At 35.8% G+C, this 24,662-nt stretch carries 20 protein-coding genes; all 20 read right to left on the bottom strand.

What is annotated here, in order from left to right; translation table 11 throughout:
* Nucleotides 1-269 precede the first annotated feature (269 nt).
* The 20 genes from smpB to tpiA all read right to left on the bottom strand — a co-directional run bounded on the left by smpB (nt 270) and on the right by tpiA (nt 24,607).
* Entirely contained in the window at nt 270-728 is a 459-nt protein-coding gene (gene smpB / locus OL234_RS04090) for an SsrA-binding protein SmpB (RefSeq protein WP_275469887.1), read from the bottom strand.
* Between the two features lie 14 nt (nt 729-742).
* Nucleotides 743-3,142: a ribonuclease R gene (gene rnr / locus OL234_RS04085; RefSeq protein ID WP_275469886.1), complete on the bottom strand. Its 2,400-nt coding sequence runs from the start codon at nt 3,140-3,142 to the stop codon at nt 743-745.
* Between the two features lie 46 nt (nt 3,143-3,188).
* Nucleotides 3,189-3,950 carry an alpha/beta hydrolase gene (locus tag OL234_RS04080; protein WP_275469885.1) on the bottom strand — a complete coding sequence of 254 codons (762 nt, stop codon included), beginning with the start codon at nt 3,948-3,950 and terminating at the stop codon, nt 3,189-3,191.
* 94 nt (nt 3,951-4,044) lie between these two features.
* Nucleotides 4,045-4,281 carry a preprotein translocase subunit SecG gene (gene secG / locus OL234_RS04075; RefSeq protein WP_275469884.1) on the bottom strand — a complete coding sequence of 79 codons (237 nt, stop codon included), beginning with the start codon at nt 4,279-4,281 and terminating at the stop codon, nt 4,045-4,047.
* Nucleotides 4,282-4,437: 156 nt separating this feature from the next.
* Nucleotides 4,438-5,571 carry a DmpA family aminopeptidase gene (locus OL234_RS04070; protein ID WP_275469883.1) on the bottom strand — a complete coding sequence of 378 codons (1,134 nt, stop codon included), beginning with the start codon at nt 5,569-5,571 and terminating at the stop codon, nt 4,438-4,440.
* 107 nt (nt 5,572-5,678) lie between these two features.
* Entirely contained in the window at nt 5,679-8,192 is a 2,514-nt protein-coding gene (locus OL234_RS04065) for an LPXTG cell wall anchor domain-containing protein (protein WP_275469882.1), read from the bottom strand.
* A 448-nt stretch (nt 8,193-8,640) separates the two neighbouring features.
* Complete coding sequence (locus tag OL234_RS04060) at nt 8,641-9,168, bottom strand: TetR/AcrR family transcriptional regulator C-terminal domain-containing protein (RefSeq protein WP_275469881.1); 528 nt, start codon at nt 9,166-9,168, stop codon at nt 8,641-8,643.
* Between the two features lie 123 nt (nt 9,169-9,291).
* Nucleotides 9,292-10,443 (bottom strand): glycine/sarcosine/betaine reductase complex component C subunit alpha, encoded by a 1,152-nt coding sequence (gene grdD / locus OL234_RS04055; protein ID WP_275469880.1) that lies wholly within the window; start codon nt 10,441-10,443, stop codon nt 9,292-9,294.
* Between the two features lie 13 nt (nt 10,444-10,456).
* Complete coding sequence (gene grdC / locus OL234_RS04050; RefSeq protein WP_275469879.1) at nt 10,457-11,992, bottom strand: glycine/sarcosine/betaine reductase complex component C subunit beta; 1,536 nt, start codon at nt 11,990-11,992, stop codon at nt 10,457-10,459.
* Between the two features lie 80 nt (nt 11,993-12,072).
* Nucleotides 12,073-12,396, bottom strand: coding sequence for a thioredoxin TrxA (trxA, locus tag OL234_RS04045; protein ID WP_275469878.1), 324 nt, complete (start codon nt 12,394-12,396; stop codon nt 12,073-12,075).
* Nucleotides 12,397-12,417: 21 nt separating this feature from the next.
* Nucleotides 12,418-13,383, bottom strand: coding sequence for an NAD(P)/FAD-dependent oxidoreductase (locus OL234_RS04040; protein WP_275469877.1), 966 nt, complete (start codon nt 13,381-13,383; stop codon nt 12,418-12,420).
* 73 nt (nt 13,384-13,456) lie between these two features.
* Nucleotides 13,457-14,758 carry a glycine reductase complex selenoprotein B gene (grdB, locus tag OL234_RS04035; protein WP_275469876.1) on the bottom strand — a complete coding sequence of 434 codons (1,302 nt, stop codon included), beginning with the start codon at nt 14,756-14,758 and terminating at the stop codon, nt 13,457-13,459.
* 51 nt (nt 14,759-14,809) lie between these two features.
* On the bottom strand, nt 14,810-15,280 hold the full coding sequence (gene grdA / locus OL234_RS04030) for a glycine/sarcosine/betaine reductase complex selenoprotein A (protein ID WP_275469875.1): 471 nt from the start codon (nt 15,278-15,280) through the stop codon (nt 14,810-14,812).
* Nucleotides 15,281-15,300: 20 nt separating this feature from the next.
* On the bottom strand, nt 15,301-16,587 hold the full coding sequence (locus tag OL234_RS04025) for a glycine/sarcosine/betaine reductase component B subunit (RefSeq protein ID WP_275469874.1): 1,287 nt from the start codon (nt 16,585-16,587) through the stop codon (nt 15,301-15,303).
* Between the two features lie 99 nt (nt 16,588-16,686).
* Complete coding sequence (locus OL234_RS04020) at nt 16,687-17,070, bottom strand: GrdX family protein (protein ID WP_275469873.1); 384 nt, start codon at nt 17,068-17,070, stop codon at nt 16,687-16,689.
* A gap of 232 nt (nt 17,071-17,302) precedes the next feature.
* Nucleotides 17,303-19,180, bottom strand: coding sequence for a selenocysteine-specific translation elongation factor (selB, locus tag OL234_RS04015; RefSeq protein WP_275469872.1), 1,878 nt, complete (start codon nt 19,178-19,180; stop codon nt 17,303-17,305).
* A gap of 411 nt (nt 19,181-19,591) precedes the next feature.
* Entirely contained in the window at nt 19,592-20,698 is a 1,107-nt protein-coding gene (gene cobT, locus OL234_RS04010) for a nicotinate-nucleotide--dimethylbenzimidazole phosphoribosyltransferase (RefSeq protein WP_275469871.1), read from the bottom strand.
* Between the two features lie 121 nt (nt 20,699-20,819).
* Entirely contained in the window at nt 20,820-22,115 is a 1,296-nt protein-coding gene (eno, locus tag OL234_RS04005) for a phosphopyruvate hydratase (protein ID WP_275469870.1), read from the bottom strand.
* Nucleotides 22,116-22,320: 205 nt separating this feature from the next.
* Nucleotides 22,321-23,850 (bottom strand): 2,3-bisphosphoglycerate-independent phosphoglycerate mutase, encoded by a 1,530-nt coding sequence (gene gpmI / locus OL234_RS04000; RefSeq protein ID WP_275469869.1) that lies wholly within the window; start codon nt 23,848-23,850, stop codon nt 22,321-22,323.
* A 1-nt stretch (nt 23,851) separates the two neighbouring features.
* Entirely contained in the window at nt 23,852-24,607 is a 756-nt protein-coding gene (tpiA, locus tag OL234_RS03995) for a triose-phosphate isomerase (RefSeq protein WP_275469868.1), read from the bottom strand.
* Between the last annotated feature and the right edge of the window lie 55 nt (nt 24,608-24,662).

Raw genomic sequence — 24,662 nt, 5'->3', positions numbered from 1 at the left:
ATTGATGCTATTTTCATGCTTCTCTCACATTATTACCTATGTCCGCCTCTATCGTAACAAAGTTTTATCTTTTTTTAAAGAATTATGTGAAATAATTCGTCAGTTTTAGCCCTTTTGACTCTTTTGTTGAAAAATAACTTATAAAAAACGTTTTTTTCCTAGAAAAATAAGGGTTTTATTAATTAATGGACCTATATAAAAAAGCTACCTATATGTAAATATAAAAAATCGTATAGGTAACTTTTACTTTTTTTCACACAATATTAACTTTAACGATTTTTCAGTGTTCGTTCAATCTCCCGATTAATGTCACGACGTTTTAAATCTTCTCGTTTATCATAAGACTTTTTACCTTTAGCAATCCCTATTAAAACTTTAGCGTAACCATTTTTAATATAGACTTTTAATGGAACAAGGGTTATCCCTGCATTTTTAGTTTCTCCTACTAGTCTATCTATTTGTTTTTTTCTCATCAATAATTTTCTGGTTCTCAGAGGTTCATGATTGAATAAATTTCCTTGCTCATAAGGACTTATATGAACATTATGTAAAAAAACTTCACCATTTCGTACCTTGGCAAACCCATCTTTTAAATTCATTCGACCAGCCCGAATTGCTTTGATTTCAGTCCCTTGTAACACCATACCTGCTTCTATCGTATCTAAAACAGCAAAATCATGACGTGCTTTTCTATTTTGAGCAATTAATTTACCTTCGCCTTTTGGCATATGACCGCCTCCAACTATTTAATCTTTTTTTTCTTACGGTTACTTTTATTTTTCTTTGCTACTTCTTTATAGAAAGGTTTTTTACCTTTTTTATTTCCTTGCGTGCCTGAACTTTTTTTAGCACCTTTTGGTTTTGTATTTAATTTTACTTTCAATTTATCGGTATCTGGTTTAGACGTATTGTTACGTCTCCCACTTCGACGTGGTCTGCCGGCCTGTTTTGGCAGTGTGATTTTTTCTTGGTCTGTAACCTCTTCAACAGAAACCAACTCAAAGTCAATCTCTTTTGTTTCTGGATCTGCTTTTGTTACTTTAATGACTACTTTTTGGCCAATTCGATACGTTGTCCCAGTTCTTTCACCAACTAAAGCTAAATGACTTTCGACAAAGTGGAAATATTCAGGTAACTTACTAATATGTATCAAACCTTCAACTGTATTAGGCAACTCGATAAACATACCAAATTTAGTCACCGAACCAATCACACCTGGAAATTCCATTCCAACTTTATCCATCATATATTCTGCTTTCTTCATAGCATCGGTATCTCTCTCCGCCTCAACAGCTCGACGCTCCATTTGAGAACTATGAATAGCAACTTCAGGAAGTAGTTCCGACCACTTAGCTTTTGTTTCTTCAGCTACTGGTTGGGTTAAATAAGATTTAATCAAACGATGAACCATTAAATCAGGATACCGACGAATAGGTGAAGTGAAGTGAGTATAATCCTCGGCAGCTAAACCAAAATGTCCAACTGGGTCTTCACTATAACGAGCTTGCTGCATACTTCGAAGCAACATTTTGTTTATAACTGCTTCCTCAGGTTGATCTTTGACTTGATTTAAAGCCTTCTGAAGTTCTTTTGGAGAAATCTCTTCTTTTGTTCCTTTAACTAAAATACCAAAATTAGTTGCAAACTCAAAGAAACGTTGAATTTTTTCTTCTTTTGGTTGCTCGTGAATCCGATAAATAAACGGTAGTTTTTGATCATAAAAATGTTTTGCAACTGTTTCATTTGCCATTAGCATAAATGATTCAATTAAACGTTCACCTAACCCTCTTTCACGCAATTCGATTCCTTCAGGATGACCCATTTCATCTACCAAGATTTTAGCTTCACGATCTTCAAAAGAAATAGCACCACGTTCAATGCGCATTCCTTCTAAAATTTTATGTAGTTCACCCATTTCTTTAAACATCGGAACTAAGGCTTCATATTTTGCTAAAGTTTCAGCATCTTCATCTTCAAGAATTTGATTGACTGCTGTATAGGTCATACGTTCTTTAGTTTGAATAACACTTTGAAAAATATCATGACTGACAACATGTCCAGATTGATTTATTTCCATTTCGCAACTCATCGCTAAACGTGGAACTTGTGGATTTAATGAACAAATCCCATTCGATAAACGATGGGGAATCATAGGGATAACGCGATCAGTTAAATAGACACTCGTTGCTCTGTCTGCGGCCTCTATGTCCATTGGACTACCTTCTGTCACATAGTGAGATACATCAGCGATATGTACTCCCAAAAAGTAATGACCATTATCTAGTTTTCTGACAGTGACGGCATCATCTAAATCTTTTGCATCCGCACCGTCAATCGTCACTAATAATTGATTTCGGCGATCCACCCGTCCTTCTAAATCTTCTTCTGAAATAGTATCAGGTACTTCGTCTGCATGAGACAAGACCTCATCAGGGAACTTAGTAGGAATACCATGTTGCATCACAATACTCAAAATATCCATACCAGGATCATTTTTATGACCAACAGTTTGTTTAATCAAGCCTTCCAAAGCAGTAGGAAAACCAGGTTCTGGATAATGCGTCACTTCAACCACGCATATCATGCCATCAACAGGTTGAACACCCTCAGCTGGGATAAATATTTTATAATTACTCATTTTTTTATCTTTTGGAATAACATAGCCATATAAATCAGATTCTTGACGCTCATCTTCATTGTATGCCACAAATTCACCGACAACTTGAGTCATGGCTCTTTGGATAATTTCTTTGATTTTTCCTTCCGCTGTCTTTCCTTCTAAATGATTAGCTGGTTGAATAATATCTAAAGCAACTGTATCTCCATTTAGAGCGTAACCGGTATGTTCTTTAGCAACATAAATGTCACTTTCTTCCCCTTCGACTGTTACAAAACCAAATCCGCGTTCATTTGCTCGAAAAGTTCCTTCAATTAATACCTCTTTCATCGGTAATTTAACCTTGCCTTTTTTAGTAAAAATGATGCTTTTTTCTCTCTCCATACTTGCAATTGTATGAACAATTAATTTAAAATCCTCACCTTTATTAAAACCTAATCCGTCACTAATCTCTTCTACTGAAAAACTTTTTTTAGAGTTAGTTTCCAAAAAAAGAATAATTTTATCTTTTATTGTTTCTTTCATTTTATCTCCTTTTTGTACCACCTACCTCATTATTAATAATTAATAACTAGTGGCACCATTTCAAATTATTTAAATACACTAAAATATCTTCTTGCAATTGTTTTTTTTCTGGACCAACAGTGATAACGTGTCCACTTTCTGGATACCACTTCACTTCTGATTCCGATTGTTTTAATTGCTCTTCCACAACATAAACATCATCGGGATTCATCATCTGGTCTTTCCCAGCTTGAACCAGTAATATTTGTTGGGTTACATGAGGTAAGTTATCAAATATTTCATTGATAAAACTATTCAACTCACTCAATTGTGCTATTTGCTTTTCTTTTACACTTGGCAGGCGTCTTACAATCTCAGACTCCGTTGCCCCATCTTTTTTCATCACAAACTGTGCATAGTCTAAAAATGTGGGAATTATATTTGTACTTGCTCCTGGATTTAAAGGAGTACACATCGGTCCACCACCTATAACATAATCTGGATAAGAAATGATCCCTTTCATTGCAAACATTCCGCCCATTGATAAGCCCATAATTGCTACCTGTTCGAATCCTTGCTCTTTCATCCAGTTAATACTATCTTCCAAATCTTTTAACCATGAATCTGGCCCTTCCTCTAAAATATCTTCTGGGCGCATCGTACCATGACCGGAAAATAATGGTAAAAGGACAGAGTATCCTTCATTATTTAAATAACGACCTAATGATCTTACGTCATTTGGACTTCCTGTGTAAGCGTGTAAGAGGATAATTCCTCTTGGACCCCCTTCAAAATATGTCGTTTTCGGTAGTAACATTTTCTTCTTCATTATCCAACCACTCCAATATCTTGTTATTTAATTAGAACTCTACCTCTATTGTACCTAAAAAAGCCTCCTGTTCAAAACAGGAGGCTTTTATTTTTTACTTAGATGATAAATAGGCTAAAACTAAAGCGATTGCTACCCAAGACACACCTAAAACAGTTGTTGCCTTTTGCATAAAAGCTTCAAACCCACGCGCTTTTTGTTTACCAAATAATTGGTCCGCGCCTCCTGTAAAAGCACTAGCTGCACTATTTTGTTTACTAGGCTGCATCATAACAGCAATAATGATTAAAATTGATAGAACAATCATAGCTCCTAATAAAATATTATACACGTGTTGAAACCTCCCCTGATATATCCATATTACTATCTTATAAATTCTAGCATACTTTATAAAATAATACTAGCAATCTTTGATAAGACTCCCATTAAATAGTACCATAAAACTCAGAATATATATAAAAAAGTCCGCTATATAAGAAGCAATGAGCTACTTACTCAAACAGTCTGGTCGATATTGTCTAATTAACTTCTTAACAAGATCATGGGGAATAGCATGATACTTATTTCTATTACGACCTACCATACTTTCTGCTGCAAACAAGGCATTTAAAATAGATTCTTCAACTGTTTCAACCACTGCTGTGTACAACGAATCAAGACAATCATCACCCAATACCACCATGCTACTTAAACTTGTCGTGTAGGCCTCTTCATTTGCGGTTGAGAAGGCTAAAAAAATATCACCTGATCCATTTTCACAACCCCCTCCTAAATTGCCTATACCAATAGATACACGCTTACATAGCTTAGTTAATTGAATAGGTGTTAAAGGCGCATCCGTTGCTAAAACAACAATAATAGATCCAGAACCGGGCTTTGGCGCGGGGGACTCTACAGAAGCTTGATACCCTTCAATTCGTTTTCCAATTGGAACGCCATAAACTTTAAATTTTTCTCTTGATCCATGATTTGCTTGGACTAGAGCCCCAACAGTAAAGGCTTTCCCCTCAATTTTAACTACTCTAGATGACGTCCCTGTTCCTCCTTTAAAACCATGACATTTCATACCGGTACCACCGCCAACATTACCTTCTGATACCATTCCACCTTTAGCACAAGATATTGCTTTCATTACATGTTCTTCTTTGACATGAAATCCATTAATGTCATTTAACATACCATCCCAGGTTTCACCCACAACAGGATAAAAAAAACTACAATTTTTAATTTCCTGCCCATTTGATATAAGTGGATAATAAAACTTATTTGTTACCATCCACTTGGCCAGTGTATCTCGAACAATTCCAACGCTATGAGTATTGGTTATACCTATCCCACCATGTAAGAATCCTGAATCATCAATCCAGTGCGAACCTGTCATTTCACCATTTCCATTTAAATCATGTCTACCAGCAAAAACAACACTTCGTTTTTTTCCCCTAGGAAGTATAACAGTTACTCCTGTCCTAGCAAAATCAGAAAAATCCCCTTTATAGTCACTTTGGCTACCCATTAGGATAGTTTCAAACCCAACCTCTACCCCTTCAACATCTGTTATCGCATTAAATTCTCCAGTCTCACCAGATAAGATGAATCCTTCTTCTCGAAATCGCTTTTTCAAATAAATCCCCCCTATTTAAATCTATTTTCTCAAGCATACCATGTATACGCTATCATTACGATAAAAAATAGAGAGAGCTAATCACTTAGCTCTCTCTAAAACGTCTATTATTTTTTTCTTCTGAAGAACACGAATGCACCAGAAGCTGCAACTAAAGCTGCACCTAATCCTAAAGCAACACCGTTAGACTCTTCACCAGTTTGTGGTAATTTACCTTGGTTAGAACCTTTTCCGCCATTAGCTTTAGATCCGTTAGCACCTTTTCCTCCGTTTTCGTTAGATCCGTTTCCACCGTTTCCATGTTCACCATCTGAATCTGAATCTGAGTCTGAGTCTGAGTCTGAATCTGAATCACTATCTGAATCTGAATCACTATCTGAATCTGAATCACTATCTGAATCTGAATCTGAATCTGAATCTGAATCTGAATCTGAATCTGAATCTGAATCTGAATCTGAATCTGAATCTGAATCTGAATCTGAATCTGAATCTGAATCTGAATCTGAATCTGAATCTGAATCTGAATCACTATCTGAATCACTATCTGAATCACTATCTGAATCTGAATCAGACTCACCAGCTACTTCTTGTTTAATCACTTTACTATCATGTTTAGTTCCATCTTTATCTTTACCATGCAATTGAATAGAAACCTGTTGGTTTTCTTTAAGCCCTTTTGGTAAATATTCAGATAGGTCTATATATTGTTCTTCACCAGGCTTCACTGGAACAGTAGCAATAATTTCACCATTAACTTTGATTTCTAATTCATATTCTTGTTCATTATTAGTGGGTTCTTCTGGAATCGTTACAGTTATTCCTTTATCGCCTGCCTTAACTTCATCAAATGATGGGTCTACTATTTCCCAGTCTTCATCTACGACTGTCATTACCGTAATTTCTGATTCTTTTTCATCTTGTCCTTGTTTTTCTGATTCCTGGAAACCAGTTGTAAAAGCTTCAACTTTTTCACCTACTGCAAGGGGATGGATATTTGAAATATCAAATACTTTAGTTCCGCCTTCAGGACCTGTTTCAAATTTTCCAATTTCTAATTTGCCTTTTCCATCTTGTTCGGGTAAATATACTGTCGTTTCATATGTTCGGTCATTCAATTTACTTTGTCTCGGAACCGTTACAGTTACCTTAGTATCGCCTTTAACACCTTGATCAATATTAGGAGCTATGACTTCCCAATTTTTATAATCACCATCACCATCATCTAGCGGTTTAACAATTTCAATTGCTCGACTACTTGTTTTTGTTTTAATCTTTAACGGTTCATTTTTTTCTTGTTTAGTTACATCTTCCGAACCGGTAATAACAGCTGTGATTTCATCATTTACATCTAATGTATCTGATAAGTTAATAAACCATTTTTCAGGTCCACCATCTAAGCCTTGTGTATAAATTTCTTCACCATTGACAGATACTTTTAATTCATAACTTCTATCTGCTTGTAAATTTTGCATTGGTGTTGAACCAGTAATCTGAGCATCCCCATCTAGCGCTTCATCAATAACTGGTTCAAATACTTCCCAATCTTCAAAACTTATAGATTCACCTACTGTATAATAACTTGCTTTTGAATATTTTGTCGTTTTATCACCGTTGACGTTAATTTCAGTTTCATCACCACGAACTATCGCTTTGATGACATCACCATCTTTAACGCCATCACCAAAGTTATACTTCCAGTCACCACTTTCGTCCATTTCTACATCTTTAAAATATTCATCATTAATATATAGTTCTACCACATATTCAGTTTTATGTTCATTTTTAAAATCTTGCAGTCCATTTCCAATAACAATTTTACCTTCAGGATCATCACTTTTAATAGTTGTCTTTTCGACTTTATTTTCAACCCAACTATCTTCTAAAAATGTTTCGCCACTTAAACTATACTTACCTTTAGGCGAACTATACAGTAAACCTTTACTATTAGCATCTGCCTTATACGCAAATGAAAAAATATCTTCCCGTTCAACAAGTTTGGTTGTTGAATCACCATGCCACTCGTCTAAATTAATTGTAATGCGTGCTGAAAAAGAATCTCCTTGACTTGCTTTGAAATCTTTAGGATATTTAAATCTAATTGTATCTTTAAATCCTGTCGCTTGACCTAACCAGTTAGTCTTTCCAACCATTTTTAAACTTTTTGCAGGTACTGAGGCTACATTACCACTAGGATATGTAACTTCTACAGACACATACTGTAAAAAATTATTATTTGTTGTTGCATTAACTGCTTCAACAATTTTTTGTGGAATAGTTAATTTTCCATAAACAGTATCTCCAAAAAGTATTACACCACTAATAGAAGAATTCCATTTTTTTAATTCTGTTTTAGTGCTAACAATAATATTCCCACCATTTTCATCAATACCAGAAATAGTATTAGTTAAACGTCCATCTGAATAAGTTGACATACCATCAGTTAATTGATTCAAAGCTTCTTGATCTGTCACCCTTACCTCAGCTGCTTGTGTGGATGTAAAATTTTGTGTTGCGCTTATTCCCATGCTACCTAAAATTGCTGTGGTTAATACTAAATTTTTTGCCTTTGTTTTATGGCTTGATTTTTCAGCCATTCGTTTTGTATAATCTATTCTTTTCATGTTTTCCTCCTATGTAAATGAACTATCTATAACATATAAATAGCCCCCCTCTTTTTGAAGGTTACCTTATTTTACATAAAAAAAAGTTTAATAAAATAAATAAAAATGTGTTTTTGTTTATTTTATTACAAAAAGACAATAGACGATATTTTCATAAAAAACACTATTAGAGACTTAATTCTTTTACTTTACTTATATTTATAAATAAAAAGTTTATACCTTCCTATTTTAACTCGTTTAAAAAACTAAACCTATGAATTAAAATATTTTTATAAATAAATAACATCTATAAAGACAATAATGGTTTAATAGTTGTTTATCAATCTACAACAATCCATATGCATATATATTTCGTTTACACCAAAAATGCATTTTGGTGTGTTTTTGTATTTAAAATAAAAAAACACCGCTTAGCTTATATGTTAAGCAAGTGTGTAAGTTGATTTATCTATTTTATTTCAATACTTCTAACTAAACTTACAACGTTTACAATCATCAATTCTAACGATTCCTTACATTTAGTTAAAATCCAATCCATCACAATACCACAAAAACCATAAGATAAAAATTCAGCATAAGATATCTCATTATTATAGGCAGTTCTGTTCCCACTAAAATATTTAGTGAAAAATGATTTAAAAGCTTCATAGAAATTCTTCTGAAACACTTCTCTATCAAAATTTAATATATTATAATACATCTCTTTGTTAGTTGAAATTTTCAATAAAAATTCTGATACTATGCCAATCCAATTCTCTTGGGTAATCTGAGTTTTAGATAGACACCCAAAGGTTTCAATTTGAAAAAAATAACTTAAAAGATCACTTTTACAAGAAAAATGATAATAAAATGTTTGACGATTGCACTCACAAAATTCTGTTATTTCTTTTATATTTATTTTTTCAACCTTTTGTTCTGTTGCCAACTGCCCAAATGTCTTAATTATTTTATTTTTAGTATCTAGAGAGGTAGCCATAATAATAAATACTCCTTTATGTAAAGATGATGTCCACTTATACTCTAGCATATTTTGCATAAAAAAAACTTTAAATAGCACTATAAAAAAACCACAAAATTTAATTTGTAGTTTTTTATGATGCTATTTAATAAAATTAGCTTGTCTTAAATATTCTGTCGCTCTAACTATATTACTTTCATTAAGCAAAATAACTGGTCCTGTACAGCCCATACCACTTTCTGCATAAATGTTATTTTCCCATAAAATACGAACGGCATCTTCCAGTTCAATCACATCAATGCCTGTAATTTCAAATGTGACAATCTCTTTGGACGGTACCAGAACCTCAGCTTGGGTAGGTTCATTATTGTCAGATAAGCTATCAACAATTTTTTTTAAACCGGCTTGGTTAGCTGCCCTATATTCAGCAGCTACACATTTAATTAAATCTCCTTTGACTAACTGGTAGGCATATGCCATAGCATTGGCAATAACTGGTGCGCCACTAGCCCGTGAAATAATCAAAATGTTTCTATTATGATTAGATCCTACACCTGGGCCATAACCATAACCAGTTGTCTCAAATTTCCCTCCACTAGTGTTAGCAGACATTAACTTCATGATTAAATTTCCTGTCAGGCTATCACATACCATCACGTCTACAGTTCCTGTTAACATGTCATTCCCACGCATTACACTGCCGCCATCACTACGATCACTTTGACCAAAATTAATAGCATATCCTTGATCTGTCATCTCACGTAAACTTCGTTCAACAGCTCGAGCACCTTCTATATTTAACACTCCAACCGTCGGTTTCCTAATGCCTAAGCTTTTAGCGACAGAAATACCATTAATTGTATTTAAAATCATAGCCTCAGTCCGATTAGTACTAGTCGTACCAGTCGTTGTCGCTATAATCATCTCTTTACCGTAAGCTGGTGTGACAATACGTCCAACCGTAGCTACTCCAATGGGAAAATTATAGTGTAAGGTGATGCACGCCGACAAATAACCATTATCTAACAATTCTTCCATTTTGTCATACGTCGCCTGCTCGGTATCAGTAGCAATTGTTTCAGCTTCTGGCCAATCTACTTTTGAACCTATCACGACAATATCAAAATTGGTTTGACGTGAAGCCATTATGACAGCTTGATGCATATTAGCTAAACCTAATTCACTTCCATCAATTGTTAACCCAATTCTGACTTTGGGTTCTGCCTGTCCTATTTCAACATAATCTGCTAAGTCTAACAATACTTCTTTAATTACTTTATTTAATTCAGCCATGTTAAGCCCTCCCCTATTTATTAGTCAGACTTTCTGCAAATTGACGTAAAGTATCCGCTACAACTGATTTTACTTCTTCTTTCATATCCGGTCTATTATCCTCTATGAATTTACCGTCATTTCGTTCAATAATTATGGATACACCATCAAACAAATTGGTCATTCTCCCCAAGAATAAAGAGCCTTTTCCAACAATCATTGCTCGTGTCTTATCACCTGTCATTAAATCATCTAAAGCGTAACCTAAGTAAGGAACACCACTTGGAATATGTCCCTGTGTCGGTGCCCAGCCTGGCAATGATTTCTCTTTAACAAAATTCATTAATTCTTTTTTTTCTAATTCTTTCCTTAAAACCCCAATCGCAGCTATCATTTTTAGATTAGCTTCAGGAACATCACCTGCACCCGCCGGTTTCGTAATATCAGGATTTTGCATTTCAACCGAATAGGCATCTATATCATGAACGGTATAACCAGCCTTATCTAAAGGTCTAGCTACCAAAGCTGTAGTAACAGCTTGTGGATTGGATCCACTAGAAACAGTGTGACGACCTACCAAATCAGAGCGTAAAACCGGATGAAGGCCGTCATTTTCGCCGACTAAAACAGCAAATGCACCTAATACATCTTCTAGTATAGGTAAGCCTTTACCGATATGTGATTTTCCGTTCATTCCCAATTTAGCCGTCGCTCCACCTGCTAAAATAACCACATTTTTAAACGTACCTGAACTGACATGTGACGCTGCCGTAATTAAAGCATGCGTCGGGGCTGCACAAAATCCTCGTAAATCAGAACCCGTTGCATTCAAACAGCCGGCTGATTCAGCAATTGCCTTAGCAAAGTTCCCTCCACCTCGCTGATTCATATCACCACAAGCTTCTTCGCTACATTCGATAACATAATCAATATCTTCTGGATTAATCCCTTTAGTTTTAATAAGATGACGAAGAGCAATTACTCCACTAGCTTTTACCACCAAATTTTCTAGCATAGTATGTGCAGTCAAATTAAGATCAATCTCGTGTGCCCTTAAAACACAGCCTACTAATTTACTATTTAAATACAAGCCTTCTGCGTGGTTTTCTTTTAATTGTTCTTCTAACCACATAACAGTAACTCCTTCTTTGATTTTGTCTAAATCATCTAAGAAGAGGCCTTCTGTTGCTAAAGCATTTCTAACATTACTCGCAAATTCTTTTTCCAAATGAACTAATTCGAACACATCACAAATTTGCATCACACCATAAAATTCATGTTGGGGCATAATTTCACCTAACTTACCATATCTTGTTCCTTTATAAGGCGTATTAATCCAAGGCTGAGGTAATTCTTTTAAATTTTTAGGAGGTAAGTTTCCAATATAAGTTTGATTAGGAGCATAATTAATGACATCATCATAACTTCTTAAATGGGTATTGAAATTCTTTAAATAATCACTATCTGGATTAACTATCTTCTCTGTCGTTTGAGTTGTCCCATTTTTTTCAACCATATCCGGTGTATGAACTAAAACGTAGCTCGCACCTTTTAATGTTGCATAATTCATGAATATTCCTCCTCATTAGATAAAAGGCTAGAAGATAAACTCTAGCCTTCCCTATTACTAACAGCTTTTATCTAATAATACTAGATATATTTTTTAATCAACTCTTCTAAACTATCTCTCGTAATATCTTCTTTAGTCAATTCTGCTACTTTTTCACCTGCTTGATAAATTGTAATCACCGGCAATCCCATAATTTTATGTTTAATACAAAAACGGCGAACTCCTTTTTGAGAAGTATTAAATTTAGTAAATTTTAATCTATCGCCATATCGTTCAGACATCTCTTCAACCATCGGCATTAAGGCGATACAAGTCTCGCAAGTCTCTCCCCACCAATCAATTAGTACTGGTTTTTCAGAATCAATAACCTCTGTTTCAAATAACTCCAATGTAAGTTCTAACATTCTGATTCCTCCTTATAATTATTAATTTAATTCATTTGTCTCTAAATAACGTTGTGCTGAAAATGCTGCAGTAGCACCATCTCCACTTGCCGTAATGACTTGTCTCAATAGTTTCGGTCGAATATCCCCTGCCACAAAAACTCCAGAAATACTTGTTTCTAATAAGTCGTTTGTGACAATATATCCTTGATCTGTTAAATCGAGCATTCCTTCATAGAGTGCGGTCGTTGGAACATAGCCAATGAAAACAAAAATACCAAATGTTCCATCTTCATCGTCAGCTTCCACTACAAATGTTTCATTTGTTTCAGTATTCCTAAGAGTCATAGCTTCCACTAGACCATCGCCACTTATTGCCTCTACTACGGTATGGTACATGTAATGTATTTTATCATTTGCTTTTGCTTGTTCGATTGCAATCGCCGAAGCGGTTAATTTATCTAAATTTTGAATGAGTGTCACTTTTCTAGCGAAACTAGTTAAAAATAAGGCTTCTTCTACAGCTGAATTACCTCCGCCAACGACGTAAACTTCCAACTCTTCAAAAAAAGCACCATCACAGGTGGCACAATAAGAAACACCCTTACCTTTAAATTCTATTTCACCTGGACAACCAATTTCTCTTGGTACTGCCCCGTTAGCACAAATAATGCTTCTTGTTTGAAATATTGTACCGTCTGAACAACTCACACGTTTCAAACTTCCTTCTAACAACAAATCAGTCACTTCTTTGCCAATAATAATTTCAGCACCAAAACGTTGTGCTTGCTCTGTCATACGTGCAATCAGCTCAGCACCTGATGGCTCTTCCCCTGCTCCTTTTACTGCACCTGGGAAATTAGCAATTTCATGTGTTAAAGCAATTTGTCCACCTAATTTTGTTTTTTCTAATACTAAGGTCTTTAACCTAGCTCGTGCATTGTACAAGGCAGCTGTTAAACCTGCAGGGCCGCCGCCAATGATGATGACATCATATATCTCAGCCATATTTTAAGCCTCTTTTCAGGATTTTTTATTTTAGACTATAAGCCTACTAGTAATAGTAGGCTTTGTTCTTCTATTATTCAAAAACTGTTTGCTCTGTAATCGGGGTTTCTAAAGCAGTTAGTGCTTTTTCAACTAAACTATAACGCAATTTATACTCTTCTTCTGCACTTAAACTAGGATTACCTAAAGGATGTGGAATCGCTATGGTTGGCACAATTCTATTAGCACCGACTGTTAATGAAATTGGGACAACTGTACACATATGAACAACTGTGATTCCTGTTTTTTCAATTTCTTTTACCATTGTTGCACCGCAACGAGTACAGGTCCCTCAGGTTGAAGTTAAGATAACTGCTTGAACTCCTGCAGACACTAATTTTTGCGCATATTCAGCTGCATATTTTTTAGAATTAGCAACTGATGTCCCATTGCCAACCGTTGTATAAAAATAATTATGTAAGCTACCAATTCTTCCTTCTTTTACAAACTGGCGTAACACATCAACTGGCAAAACACGATCAGCATCTTTATTGGCAAATCCCGGATCATAGCCACCATGAGCTGTTTCATAAGTATCCTCGGTTAAATCTTCAACTCCTGTTATATCGTATTCACCATATTTTGAAGCGCTTGACGATTCAATATGATCAGGATTCCCTTTAGGAACAATCCCCCCTGAGGTAACTAATGCAATTTTAGCGGTTGCTAAATCTTTAACTGCCTCAGCTGGGTCAACATTATCAAACTCTGGCATCGGAAATTCTGTTACAAATTCTTCACCTTTTAACTTTTGTAGTAACATATCAACCGCTCTTTTTGAGCCACGTTCTTCCGCTTGATAATTTTTACGGTGTCGTACATGATAGCCATCTATTATCGGATCAACGACTTCACCTTTAGCTAATTTATCAATCAAGTGTGTCATTGATTTGACTGACTTACGCATAGCCGCAGCAGATTTTCCAACAGGGACAATATAAGCGTCCTTTTTATAAATATCTAAACCGGGATTTTCTTCATACATACCCGTTACTACAGGAATCTTTAATTCTTCCATGACGCCTTTTCCTACTGCACCACAAGCAACACCATATCGACCTGCATTAAAAGCTGGACCAGCAATTACTAAATCCGGTTCAAAGGATTGAATCATTTCTAATACTATTTTCAAAGCACTGTCCATATTTTCTCCAAAATAACTATCACCACATACAACCGTTCCAACTATTTCAATATCATCATCTAAGGCTGCGGTAAATGCTAAACCAGGACCAATAATTTCTGCTTTTTTAAAGGGTTCTTTATTTGCAAATTCTTCACCACCAATTCCGGCATAAAATTGGTTGATATAATGTACTACTCTAAATTTAGCCATAATAACCTCCTTTTAGACTTTTTATCTCATAAAATGATTAAATAACTATCCTTAGTCAAATTTCCCGAATTCTTCACGAATGCCAGACACTTCTTCGACTATTTCATCCACCTCCAACACCATCTCCATCATACCAATTTGTTCCTCGTACTTATCTGCATCAACAAAGTCTTTAAACTCAGACTCCAGCACATGATAGACGGATAAGCCTAGTTGAACATTTGTTAAAGGTCCGGCATACGTAGGATCTCCGTTTGTCACAGTTTCAGCAGCTAGACCAGCGGCTTCATATTCTGCGGCACCAATTAATACGGCAACATTCTCTGCTCCATATTTTTCAGCGGCTTCTTTTACTCTTTTTTGGTTTTCCAAGTCCATGGCCCCAGCAGCCGTTCAGACAAAGCACTCTGTTGATGAAAAAACGACCTCTGCACTTGTCCCTTTCAAACATTCTTCTACTGCTAAACCTGGAATACCATCACGATCTCCGATTACTAAGACCTTTTTATTATCTAATGACATATCAATTTCCTCCTCAATAATTAATTACCTTTTGCTGACATTTTATTAAATCCCATTTCATTTGTCGCACCTGTAATTGCTTGTATTTCAACTTCAATACTACCATCTTCTTTTAAACTGCCGTCAAAACCTCCAGCAATCGAATTAACATAATCTGTTTGTCCGATTAGACGTTCCATTGGAGGTAAAATAATTGTTTCATTAGCATTTCCCCCTGTCACGACTGCTGTAGCAAGTTTATCTGCATCAGCTAAGGACTGACTAGCACCGTCACGTCCTGCATATTCATCGGTCACAATAACTGTTTTAATTCCTTTTTCTTCGACTTTTTTACAATTCATAATCAAATCAGTATCAGGATTGCCAAAACCTTCTTGTGTAATAATCACACCATCTAAGCCTAGGTAATCAGTCAATTTTGCCACCATATCACTAGAACGCTCCTTGTCGGCAAGGTAAACTGTTTCGTTTGTAATAATAACGCCAACAAAGTTTAACTCTTTGCCGTGCTTATTATATAGGTCTTCAATCACTGGATTATTTAAGTGGTGATAGGTTGTATTTTTATCACAGGCTGATACACAATTACCACTTAAAACTGCCCCATCCATCACCTCTGTTGGATACAGAATAGTTGGAATGACATGCTTCATATCGGCACCGTAAACATATGTATCATGTAATAATCCTTGTGTTTGTAACATATAAACATAACCTACTTTAGGTAAATCTGGGTATTGGGCGACCTGTTCAAAAATTGGTAATGTTTCATAAGTAATGATGTCATCTGGTTCGATATCATGCCCTAAACGCCCTAAAAAATCAGCTACTCTCAAGCCTGCTAATCGTGCTGCCTCTTCATAACTATGAGGTTCTAAATTTTCTTTTGGTTCTAATACCAAACAAATATTTATCAACTCTGAAAAAGGTGTTTTCTCTGCACCTGGTCCAGTCATATCAATAATTCCTTCTTGAAAGCCAACAATTTTACCAATAGTTGTAACAGCACATCCTTTTAAGACATGTGTTCGACCACTTCCAACAAGCGATACTTTATTAATAACACCTGGAAACACGCCACTTGCCGAGTTCACTTTGCACCGTGGCTCGATGACATCTTTAACTGGTGTCATTCTAATACTTTTACCAGGATTAGCGATTTCAATGTGACAACTTTCAATTCGATCATCTTCTAGAACGATGGTTTGAATTTCTTTTTCATTAATTGAAAGACTATTTGATGCAATATTTGAGAATTCTGAAAGTACCACTTCATTGATTTTGATGTTTCCTAATTCTAACTTCATTCCTTCACCCCATTTCAATTTTTAAAGCTAAAAAATTGATCTTGCATTAACCTAGTTGCCTCACAGTTCCTCGCATCACCTCCCTTAATGACGTAATAATTAAAGCGCTATACCAATCCGTTGGCACGTACTTTGCATAATATAGAAGTCAATCCAAGCAAAATCCTTTAAAATTTTTTCTGACCAGTTAGGTCTTTGATGGATTTCATTGAATTTGTCATAAACCGCTTGAGCAGACTCTATCATCTCCAAACTAGCCAAATCAATCATTCTTTGTTTTGATTCTTCTAGAATAATCGATTTATATTTTGTTTCATTTGGTTTAATACTGCCACTCAACGGATGAGTTACCAATATCATTTTTTCATCAACTATCAGTGCTCTAACAAGTGATAAGACTTGAACGTACTCTATCTCTTTAAATCTAATTGGAACATTTGTCATATCACTAGTAATCATTGGATTATTTGTCACAATAAGCATTAGTTCACCCCACGCTAACTAGAGCTAGTTCTAACCAAAAACACTTATGTCTAAAATAGACATGACATGTTTAATTTGGAATAGACCTAACTCTGTTAATTATATTTGAATGTTGTCTCAGATTCATAAGCTTCAATTTAGAACAAACCTGTTCAATTGAGGACCGGTATCAGTCAAACTGAACAGTCAATAGTTGATAACTCATCATCTTAAACATCCCTTTCCTCTTGGATTAAATTAAAATTCGCCCTTCACCTTGACGCTTAGTAATATGTTGTTTGTCTAGGTATTCTAAAAATAAAATCGAATACTTACGACTCGAGCCCATTAAATCTCTAAAATCTCCGATTGTAATCGTTGTATTATCTTTTAAAAATAAAGTAATTTGATTCAGTGCTTGTTCATACACTTGACGATGGATAACAATAGTTTGATTAAGGTAAATAAGTTGGTCATTAGACATTGAATTTAGAATATCTTCGGCATTTTTAGAAAAGGTTACGAGTTCTTCGTAAGGCTGGGGAAGTAACCCTTGCTTTAAAATCAAGTCCTCTAAAGCAACTCTTTCATTTCTTAAATCCTCTGTGCAGGTCACTTCGAACTCTCTGATTTTTATAAATTCATCTTGACGTACTATCTTACCATCTTTAATTAACTTCCCCATTATTTCTTCTAGCTCTTTTAATTTAAGCATAGGGATTTTTTCTCGAAACTCTTCTTTAGGTATCCCAGGACTAAAGGGATTATCAGTATGATAGTCACTTGTTAGCTTCAAAATCATCTGACTACCTTCTTCGAAATGAGTTGTCGTAATAAAACCGGGACCGATTACCTTGATTTCATCTTGTTCTATTAACTCACCCAAAGCTTCTTGAATCAAGATTCCGCTTTTATTTAGCTCACTAGCAATTTCTTTTAATGTTAAAACCCATTTTGTATGATTTTTCAAAACATCTCGCACAATATCTGCTAATTTACCGCTCTCTTTTATCTCTAAACTGGCTAATATTTGTTCATTGAAACGACGATGCTTGGCTGGGTTTGCCTCTAAAACAACTCCGCCAGCAATCGTTGTGACAGGTGAATAGGATCTTAAAACCAAACGATCCCCTTGTTTGACTGCGACTTTCTCCTCTAAACGTAATTGAATAAATCCTTCCTCCTCGGCATGGATTGCTTCTACGCCTAAAGGAACAACTCGGGCAATCACCTCTTTCGTTCCGATATGGACATGTACACGGTCCCATAGTTTTAAAGCAAACTTATCATTATTTAAACAACGGACTTTAACATCTAACATCCAAGTTGGTTCAATATTATTTTTTTTAGTCAGAATATCACCTCGTCCAATATCCTTAACCTTCACTTTAGTTAGATTTAAGGCTGTTCGTTGCCCTGGATAGACTGTCTCACAAGGTTCTTCGTGTACTTGAAGAGAACGAATCTTACACTTTTTTTCCGATGGATAAATAATGACCTCATCACCTACACTCAGCCTTCCATCGATTAACGTCCCTGTCACAACTGTCCCAAAACCATTTATTGAAAAAGAACGATCGACATTTAAACGTGGCAAACTGTGGCTCTTCTCAGGCCTAATCACTTGCATAAACTTGATTATCTCCCTTGTCAATAAAGGTATACCAAGGCCAGTCACAGCATCTGTCAAAATAAAAGGTGCTGCTTGTGGAATTAAGCTCAGTAAATCTTGCTTAATATCATCTACTAGCATGTCACGAAACTCACTGTCGACTGTTTCTGTTTTAGTAATAGCAACAATAAAATCCTTAATACCTAATAAGCTTAAAATAGCAATATGCTCTCTAGTTTGAGGCATAACACCTTCATTAATATCAACAACAAGTAAAACAAAATCAATGCCCGCAACGCCTGCTAACATATTTTTTACGAATTTTTCATGACCTGGAACATCAATAATCCCTAACTTATTATCGTGATTTAAAGTTAGATACGCAAAACCTAAATTAATAGATAACCCTCTTTTTTGTTCTTCTTTAGTTGTATCCGTTTGAATACCTGTTAACGCTTTGATTAGAGTCGTTTTTCCGTGATCAATATGCCCAGCAGTCCCCATCACTTTATAATCCATCCGCTCACCCTCACTATCGAAAACTAAACTGTCACTGCCTACCGTATCTCTATCTATGATTCGAGCTCAAAAAGAAAGCGTTTTCTTTTTGAGTTAAAAGAATAAGTTGACGCTAACGACAACTTCTCTTTTCACGCTCATTATATCACAATCCTAGTCTTTAAAAATAGCTTTCTTATTAAGAAAGACAGAATCTTATCGTATTCTTATTTGGAGAATTTAGCAGTCCAAACGATGTTTATCTTATTTTTAATTTTTAAAAATATTTCACAAATATAAAGTTATCTTTATGTCATGGACACCTATTACATTAACCATTTTATTTTAAAATTAGTTATTCAATCGTTAATAACTATTATAGATAATATTGAACGTGATGTTATCTATTTCTAGTTTATTCCCCATTATTTTTTAATATTTGTCTCTCACATCTACATAATCTTTGATATTTAACCCTGCTTCTTTAAAACTACTCATATTCTGAATCGTATAACATGCTGTTTGAATAAACTGAAAGAAGAAAGGACAACCTGAGCCTTCACCTAATCTCATTTCAAAGTGAAATAAAGGCTCTAAGCCTAATTTTTTAATTGCCAATTGGTAGCCTGGTTCCATTGAGACATGTGAGACAAAGGTATAGTCCAGAACAGCCTCAGAAAAGGTCAAGGCTACTAATAAACCAGCCATCGAGATAACACCATCTACGACACACGGAACTTGGTGCTTCGAACAGGCGATAAAAGTACCAGCAATAGCTAAAATATCATATCCCCCTACTTTTCTAGCGACATCCATCCCATCTTTAAAGGGCTGATGATACACCAACGCTTTTTGAAGTATCTTTTGCTTTCTCCTAACCCCTTCCTCATTTAGCCCTGCACCTAAGCCAATGACTTCCTCCAACTCACTATCCAATAAGAGAGTGATGACAGCTGCTGAGGTCGTGGTATTACCTACGCCCATTTCCCCGGTCCCTACTATATTCCAACCTTGTTTAATTATTTCTTCTGTTTTATTTATACCAGCTATTAGTGCTCTACCTGCCTCCAATCTTGACATCGCTGGCTCTTTGTCAAAATTCTTTGTACTATAGCCAACTTTAAATTCACACTGTTCAGATATATCTGTCAAACAGCCTATATCAACTACTTCTAGTTTGCTACCAGTTTGTTTCGTTAGTAAATTAATGATAGCTCTGCCTTCTAGCATATTTTTTCCTACTTGATAAGTAGTTGAAACTGGATTACTACTCACACCAGACTCACAAATACCATTATCCGAAACATAGACTAAGACGCCAGGTTTGTCTACATTGACCTTGCCTCGACCAATCCCATATATTTTTTGATATGTTTTCTCTAATTGTCCCAGAGCACCTGGTGGGACAGCTAAATTATTACAATAAGAGCTCGCTAATTCTCGGTATTTTTTATCTGTTGGCTTGATTGACTGACAATAGTTTTGGATAATTAAATCTGTCTCTACTACTTTTTCTGGTTTAAATAGATAGTTTGTCACTATTAATCTTCCTTCCCCTCATTTTTATAAACTACCTCTTATTTTACACGCCTTATTATTTTTTAACAGTATAAAAAAATAACCCGACTAGATTGACTAGTCAGGTTATTTTTATAATAGTTTATTTGTTTCTTAAGTTGTAGAAAGCTTGTAGACCTTTATATTGAGCAGTTTCGCCTAATTGGTCTTCAATTCTTAATAATTGGTTGTATTTAGCAATACGGTCAGTACGGCTAGCAGAACCAGTTTTGATTTGACCAGCATTTGTTGCAACAGCAATGTCAGCGATAGTCGCATCTTCTGTTTCACCTGAACGGTGAGAAACAACCGCAGTGTAACCAGCTTCTTTAGCCATTTCAATTGCTTCAAATGTTTCTGTTAACGTACCAATTTGGTTAACTTTAATTAAGATTGAGTTAGCGATACCTTCTTCGATACCACGAGATAATTTTTCAGTATTAGTTACGAATAAATCATCCCCAACTAATTGAACTGTTTTACCTAATTTTTCTGTTAAGTGTTTGAAACCTTCCCAGTCGTTTTCATCTAAGCCATCTTCGATAGAAATGATTGGGTATTTAGAACATAAGTCTTCATACAAAGCAACCATCTCTTCTGATGTCAAGTTACGGCCTTCTGATGCTAATTCATATAAACCAGTTTCTCTGTTATAGAATTCTGATGATGCAACGTCCATACCTAAACGAACGTCATCGCCAGGTTTGTAACCAGCTTTTTCGATTGCTTCGATAATTACTTCTAAAGCTTCTTCGTTTGAACCTAAGTTAGGAGCGAATCCACCTTCATCACCTACAGCAGTACTGTGGCCTTTTGATTTTAAAACAGCAGCTAAGTTATGGAAGATTTCAGCACCCATTCTTAATGCTTCTTTAAATGTAGGAGCACCTACAGGTAAAATCATGAACTCTTGGAAATCAACGCTGTTATCAGCATGTGACCCACCATTGATGATGTTCATCATTGGAGTTGGTAATACTTTAGTATTGAATCCACCTAAGTAGTGGTATAAAGGCATTTCTAAGAAGTCTGCTGCTGCACGAGCACAGGCAATAGATACACCTAAAATAGCATTAGCACCTAATTTAGCTTTGTTTGGAGTACCATCTAATTCGATCATTAATTTATCGATATCCATTTGATCTCTAACATCGAATCCGATGATAGCTTCAGCGATGACATTGTTTACGTTGTCAACTGCTTTAGAAACACCTTTACCTAAATAACGGCCTTTATCGCCATCGCGTAATTCTACTGCTTCGTATTCACCAGTTGAAGCACCTGAAGGTACCATTCCGCGACCAAAAGCTCCGCTTTCTGTGTATACTTCTACTTCGATTGTTGGGTTACCACGTGAGTCTAAGACTTCGCGAGCGTAAACGTCTGTAATAATTGACATGTTTAATTCTCTCCTTTAGGTTTTGAGTTTTACCCTTCCATATTAGGTTAGGTATATATCTAAGGTATTTCTACCATAGTTAGTAAAGTAATCTTTTCTACTATGATAGTCATAAGGCCTTAACTTCATTGCCTTATCTCTATCATAATATTTTTTTAGCAAACTTGCAATTTTTCAACCGTGTTTCACTTGATTTTATTGTAAGTTATTTTTTAATTAGCGTTTCACCAGTCATTTCAACTGGTTTAGCCACACCTAATAAGTCTAACATTGTTGGGGCTACGTCAGCTAAACGACCATCTGTACGTAATTCAACACCTTTTTTAGTAACAATCACTGGTACTGGCACAGTTGTATGAGCAGTATGTGGGTTACCTTCTGGTGTGGACATTGTTTCAGAGTTTCCGTGGTCAGCAAAGATAATTGCATAACCATCTTTAGCTAAGATACCATCTACAACACGACCTAAATTTTCGTCAACCGCTTCAATGGCTTTGATAGTCGGCTCTAGCATACCAGAGTGACCCACCATATCAGGGTTAGCGAAGTTTAAGATAATCGCATCGAATTTATCGTTTTCGATATCGGCAACTAATGAATCTGTTACTTCATAAGCGCTCATCTCAGGTTTCAAATCATAGGTTTCAACTTTAGGCGAGTTAATTAGTGTACGGCTTTCCCCTTCAAATTCCTCATTACGTCCACCATTCATAAAGAAAGTAACGTGTGGGTATTTTTCAGTTTCAGCAATACGTAATTGTTTTAAACCATTGTTAGATAAGACTTCGCCAATAACATTTTTCATTTCCATTGGTGGGTAAGCAACTTCAGCTACAATGCTTGGATTGTATAAGGTAAACGTTACTAGCTTAAGGTTAGCTAAATGATTTTTACGCTCGAAGTTATCCCATTCAACGTCAGTGAAGGCATTTGATAATTGAATCGCACGATCAGGACGGAAGTTAAAGAAGATCACAGCGTCATTATCGCTAACTTTCGCCACAGGCTCTCCGTCTTTAACAATAACAGTTGGTACGAAGAATTCGTCATTAACGCCTTCAGCGTATGACGCTTCGATAGCAGCCACTGGATCAGTTGCTTGATTACCTTCACCTAATACTAAAGCGTTGTAAGCTTTTTCAACACGTTCCCAACGTTTGTCACGGTCCATTGCATAGAAACGACCTGAGACAGTTGCAATCTCACCGTAGTTTAATTCTTCCATTTTAGCAACTAGTGCTTTCATGAAATCTAAACCAGATGTTGGTGCAACATCACGTCCGTCTAAGAAGGCGTGTACGTATGTTTTCTTAACACCTTTTGCTTTAGCTGTTTCAAGTAAAGCATAAAGATGATTTTGGTGACTGTGAACGCCACCGTCAGATAATAACCCGAATAAATGAAGAGCAGAGTCATTTTTAATTGCATGATCCATAGCATTAATTAAGGCTTCATTTTTAGGAAACTCTCCGTCAGCGATTGATTTATCAATTCTTGTTAAGCTTTGATAAACAATACGACCAGCCCCAATATTTGAATGACCTACTTCAGAATTACCCATTTGGCCTTCTGGCAGACCTACGTCTAAACCAGCCGCTTTAAGCGAGCTGGTTGGAAATTCATTCCAGTAACGGTCGAAGTTTGGTTTATTGGCTTGTGCCACAGCATTCCCAACAGTTTCGTCACGTAGACCAAAACCATCAAGAATGATGATTGCTACAGGTGCTTTACTCATACTATTTAACAGCCTCCAATAAAGCTAAGAATGAATCAGCTTCTAAAGCCGCCCCACCTACTAAAGCTCCATCAATATGTTCTTCAGCCATATACTCTTTAATATTTTCAGGTTTTACGCTACCGCCGTATTGGATACGTACTTTATCGGCAACTTCTTGACCAAATTTGTTAGCAATTGTTTCACGAACAACGCCACATGTTTCATTAGCATCCGCTGCTGATGATGATTTACCAGTACCGATAGCCCAGATTGGTTCATAAGCAACCACTAAGTTAGCTACTTGCTCGTTAGTTAAACCGTCTAAAGCATTTTCAACTTGACCTTTAATCCATGAAGCTGTTTCGCCAGCTTCACGTTGCTCTAATGTTTCACCACAGCAAACGATTGGTGTCATATCATTAGCAATGATCGCTTTAGCTTTTTTATTAATATCTTCGTCAGTTTCGTGGAAGTACTCACGACGTTCTGAATGTCCAATAATAACGTATTGTACACCTAAATCAGCGATAGCTGCCGGTGAATTTTCACCAGTGAAGGCGCCAGCATTTTCAAAATAGCAATTTTGAGCTGAAACTTTTAATTCAGTTCCTTTAGCTGCTTCAGCTAAACTTTGTAAGAATAAAGCAGGTGACCCTACTACTGAATCAACTGCTGAGTTAGCAGGGATGTTATTTTTAACCGCTTCAACAAAAGAAATTGCTTCTGAAGCAGTTTTGTTCATTTTCCAGTTTCCGGCAATAATTGGTTTACGCATTTATATGATCTCCCTTTAGATAGTAGTCATCCTATAAGTTGAAATAGCCTATAGG

It is taken from the genome of Vagococcus intermedius, assembly GCF_029144185.1.
Taxonomy (GTDB): Bacteria; Bacillota; Bacilli; order Lactobacillales; family Vagococcaceae; genus Vagococcus_D; species Vagococcus_D intermedius.
Note: the sequence above shows the minus strand (reverse complement) of the source record. Positions and strands in the feature narration are given on the sequence as shown.

Coding starts and splice junctions, on each gene's coding strand:
- smpB (WP_275469887.1), bottom strand. CDS start 728: ATGCCAAAAGGCGAAGGTAAATTAATTGCTCAAAATAGAAAAGCACGT.
- rnr (WP_275469886.1), bottom strand. CDS start 3,142: ATGAAAGAAACAATAAAAGATAAAATTATTCTTTTTTTGGAAACTAAC.
- OL234_RS04080 (WP_275469885.1), bottom strand. CDS start 3,950: ATGAAGAAGAAAATGTTACTACCGAAAACGACATATTTTGAAGGGGGT.
- OL234_RS04065 (WP_275469882.1), bottom strand. CDS start 8,192: ATGAAAAGAATAGATTATACAAAACGAATGGCTGAAAAATCAAGCCAT.
- OL234_RS04060 (WP_275469881.1), bottom strand. CDS start 9,168: ATGGCTACCTCTCTAGATACTAAAAATAAAATAATTAAGACATTTGGG.
- grdD (WP_275469880.1), bottom strand. CDS start 10,443: ATGGCTGAATTAAATAAAGTAATTAAAGAAGTATTGTTAGACTTAGCA.
- grdC (WP_275469879.1), bottom strand. CDS start 11,992: ATGAATTATGCAACATTAAAAGGTGCGAGCTACGTTTTAGTTCATACA.
- trxA (WP_275469878.1), bottom strand. CDS start 12,396: ATGTTAGAACTTACATTGGAGTTATTTGAAACAGAGGTTATTGATTCT.
- OL234_RS04040 (WP_275469877.1), bottom strand. CDS start 13,383: ATGGCTGAGATATATGATGTCATCATCATTGGCGGCGGCCCTGCAGGT.
- OL234_RS04025 (WP_275469874.1), bottom strand. CDS start 16,587: ATGAAGTTAGAATTAGGAAACATCAAAATCAATGAAGTGGTACTTTCA.
- OL234_RS04020 (WP_275469873.1), bottom strand. CDS start 17,070: ATGCTTATTGTGACAAATAATCCAATGATTACTAGTGATATGACAAAT.
- selB (WP_275469872.1), bottom strand. CDS start 19,180: ATGGATTATAAAGTGATGGGGACTGCTGGGCATATTGATCACGGAAAA.
- eno (WP_275469870.1), bottom strand. CDS start 22,115: ATGTCAATTATTACAGACGTTTACGCTCGCGAAGTCTTAGACTCACGT.
- gpmI (WP_275469869.1), bottom strand. CDS start 23,850: ATGAGTAAAGCACCTGTAGCAATCATCATTCTTGATGGTTTTGGTCTA.
- tpiA (WP_275469868.1), bottom strand. CDS start 24,607: ATGCGTAAACCAATTATTGCCGGAAACTGGAAAATGAACAAAACTGCT.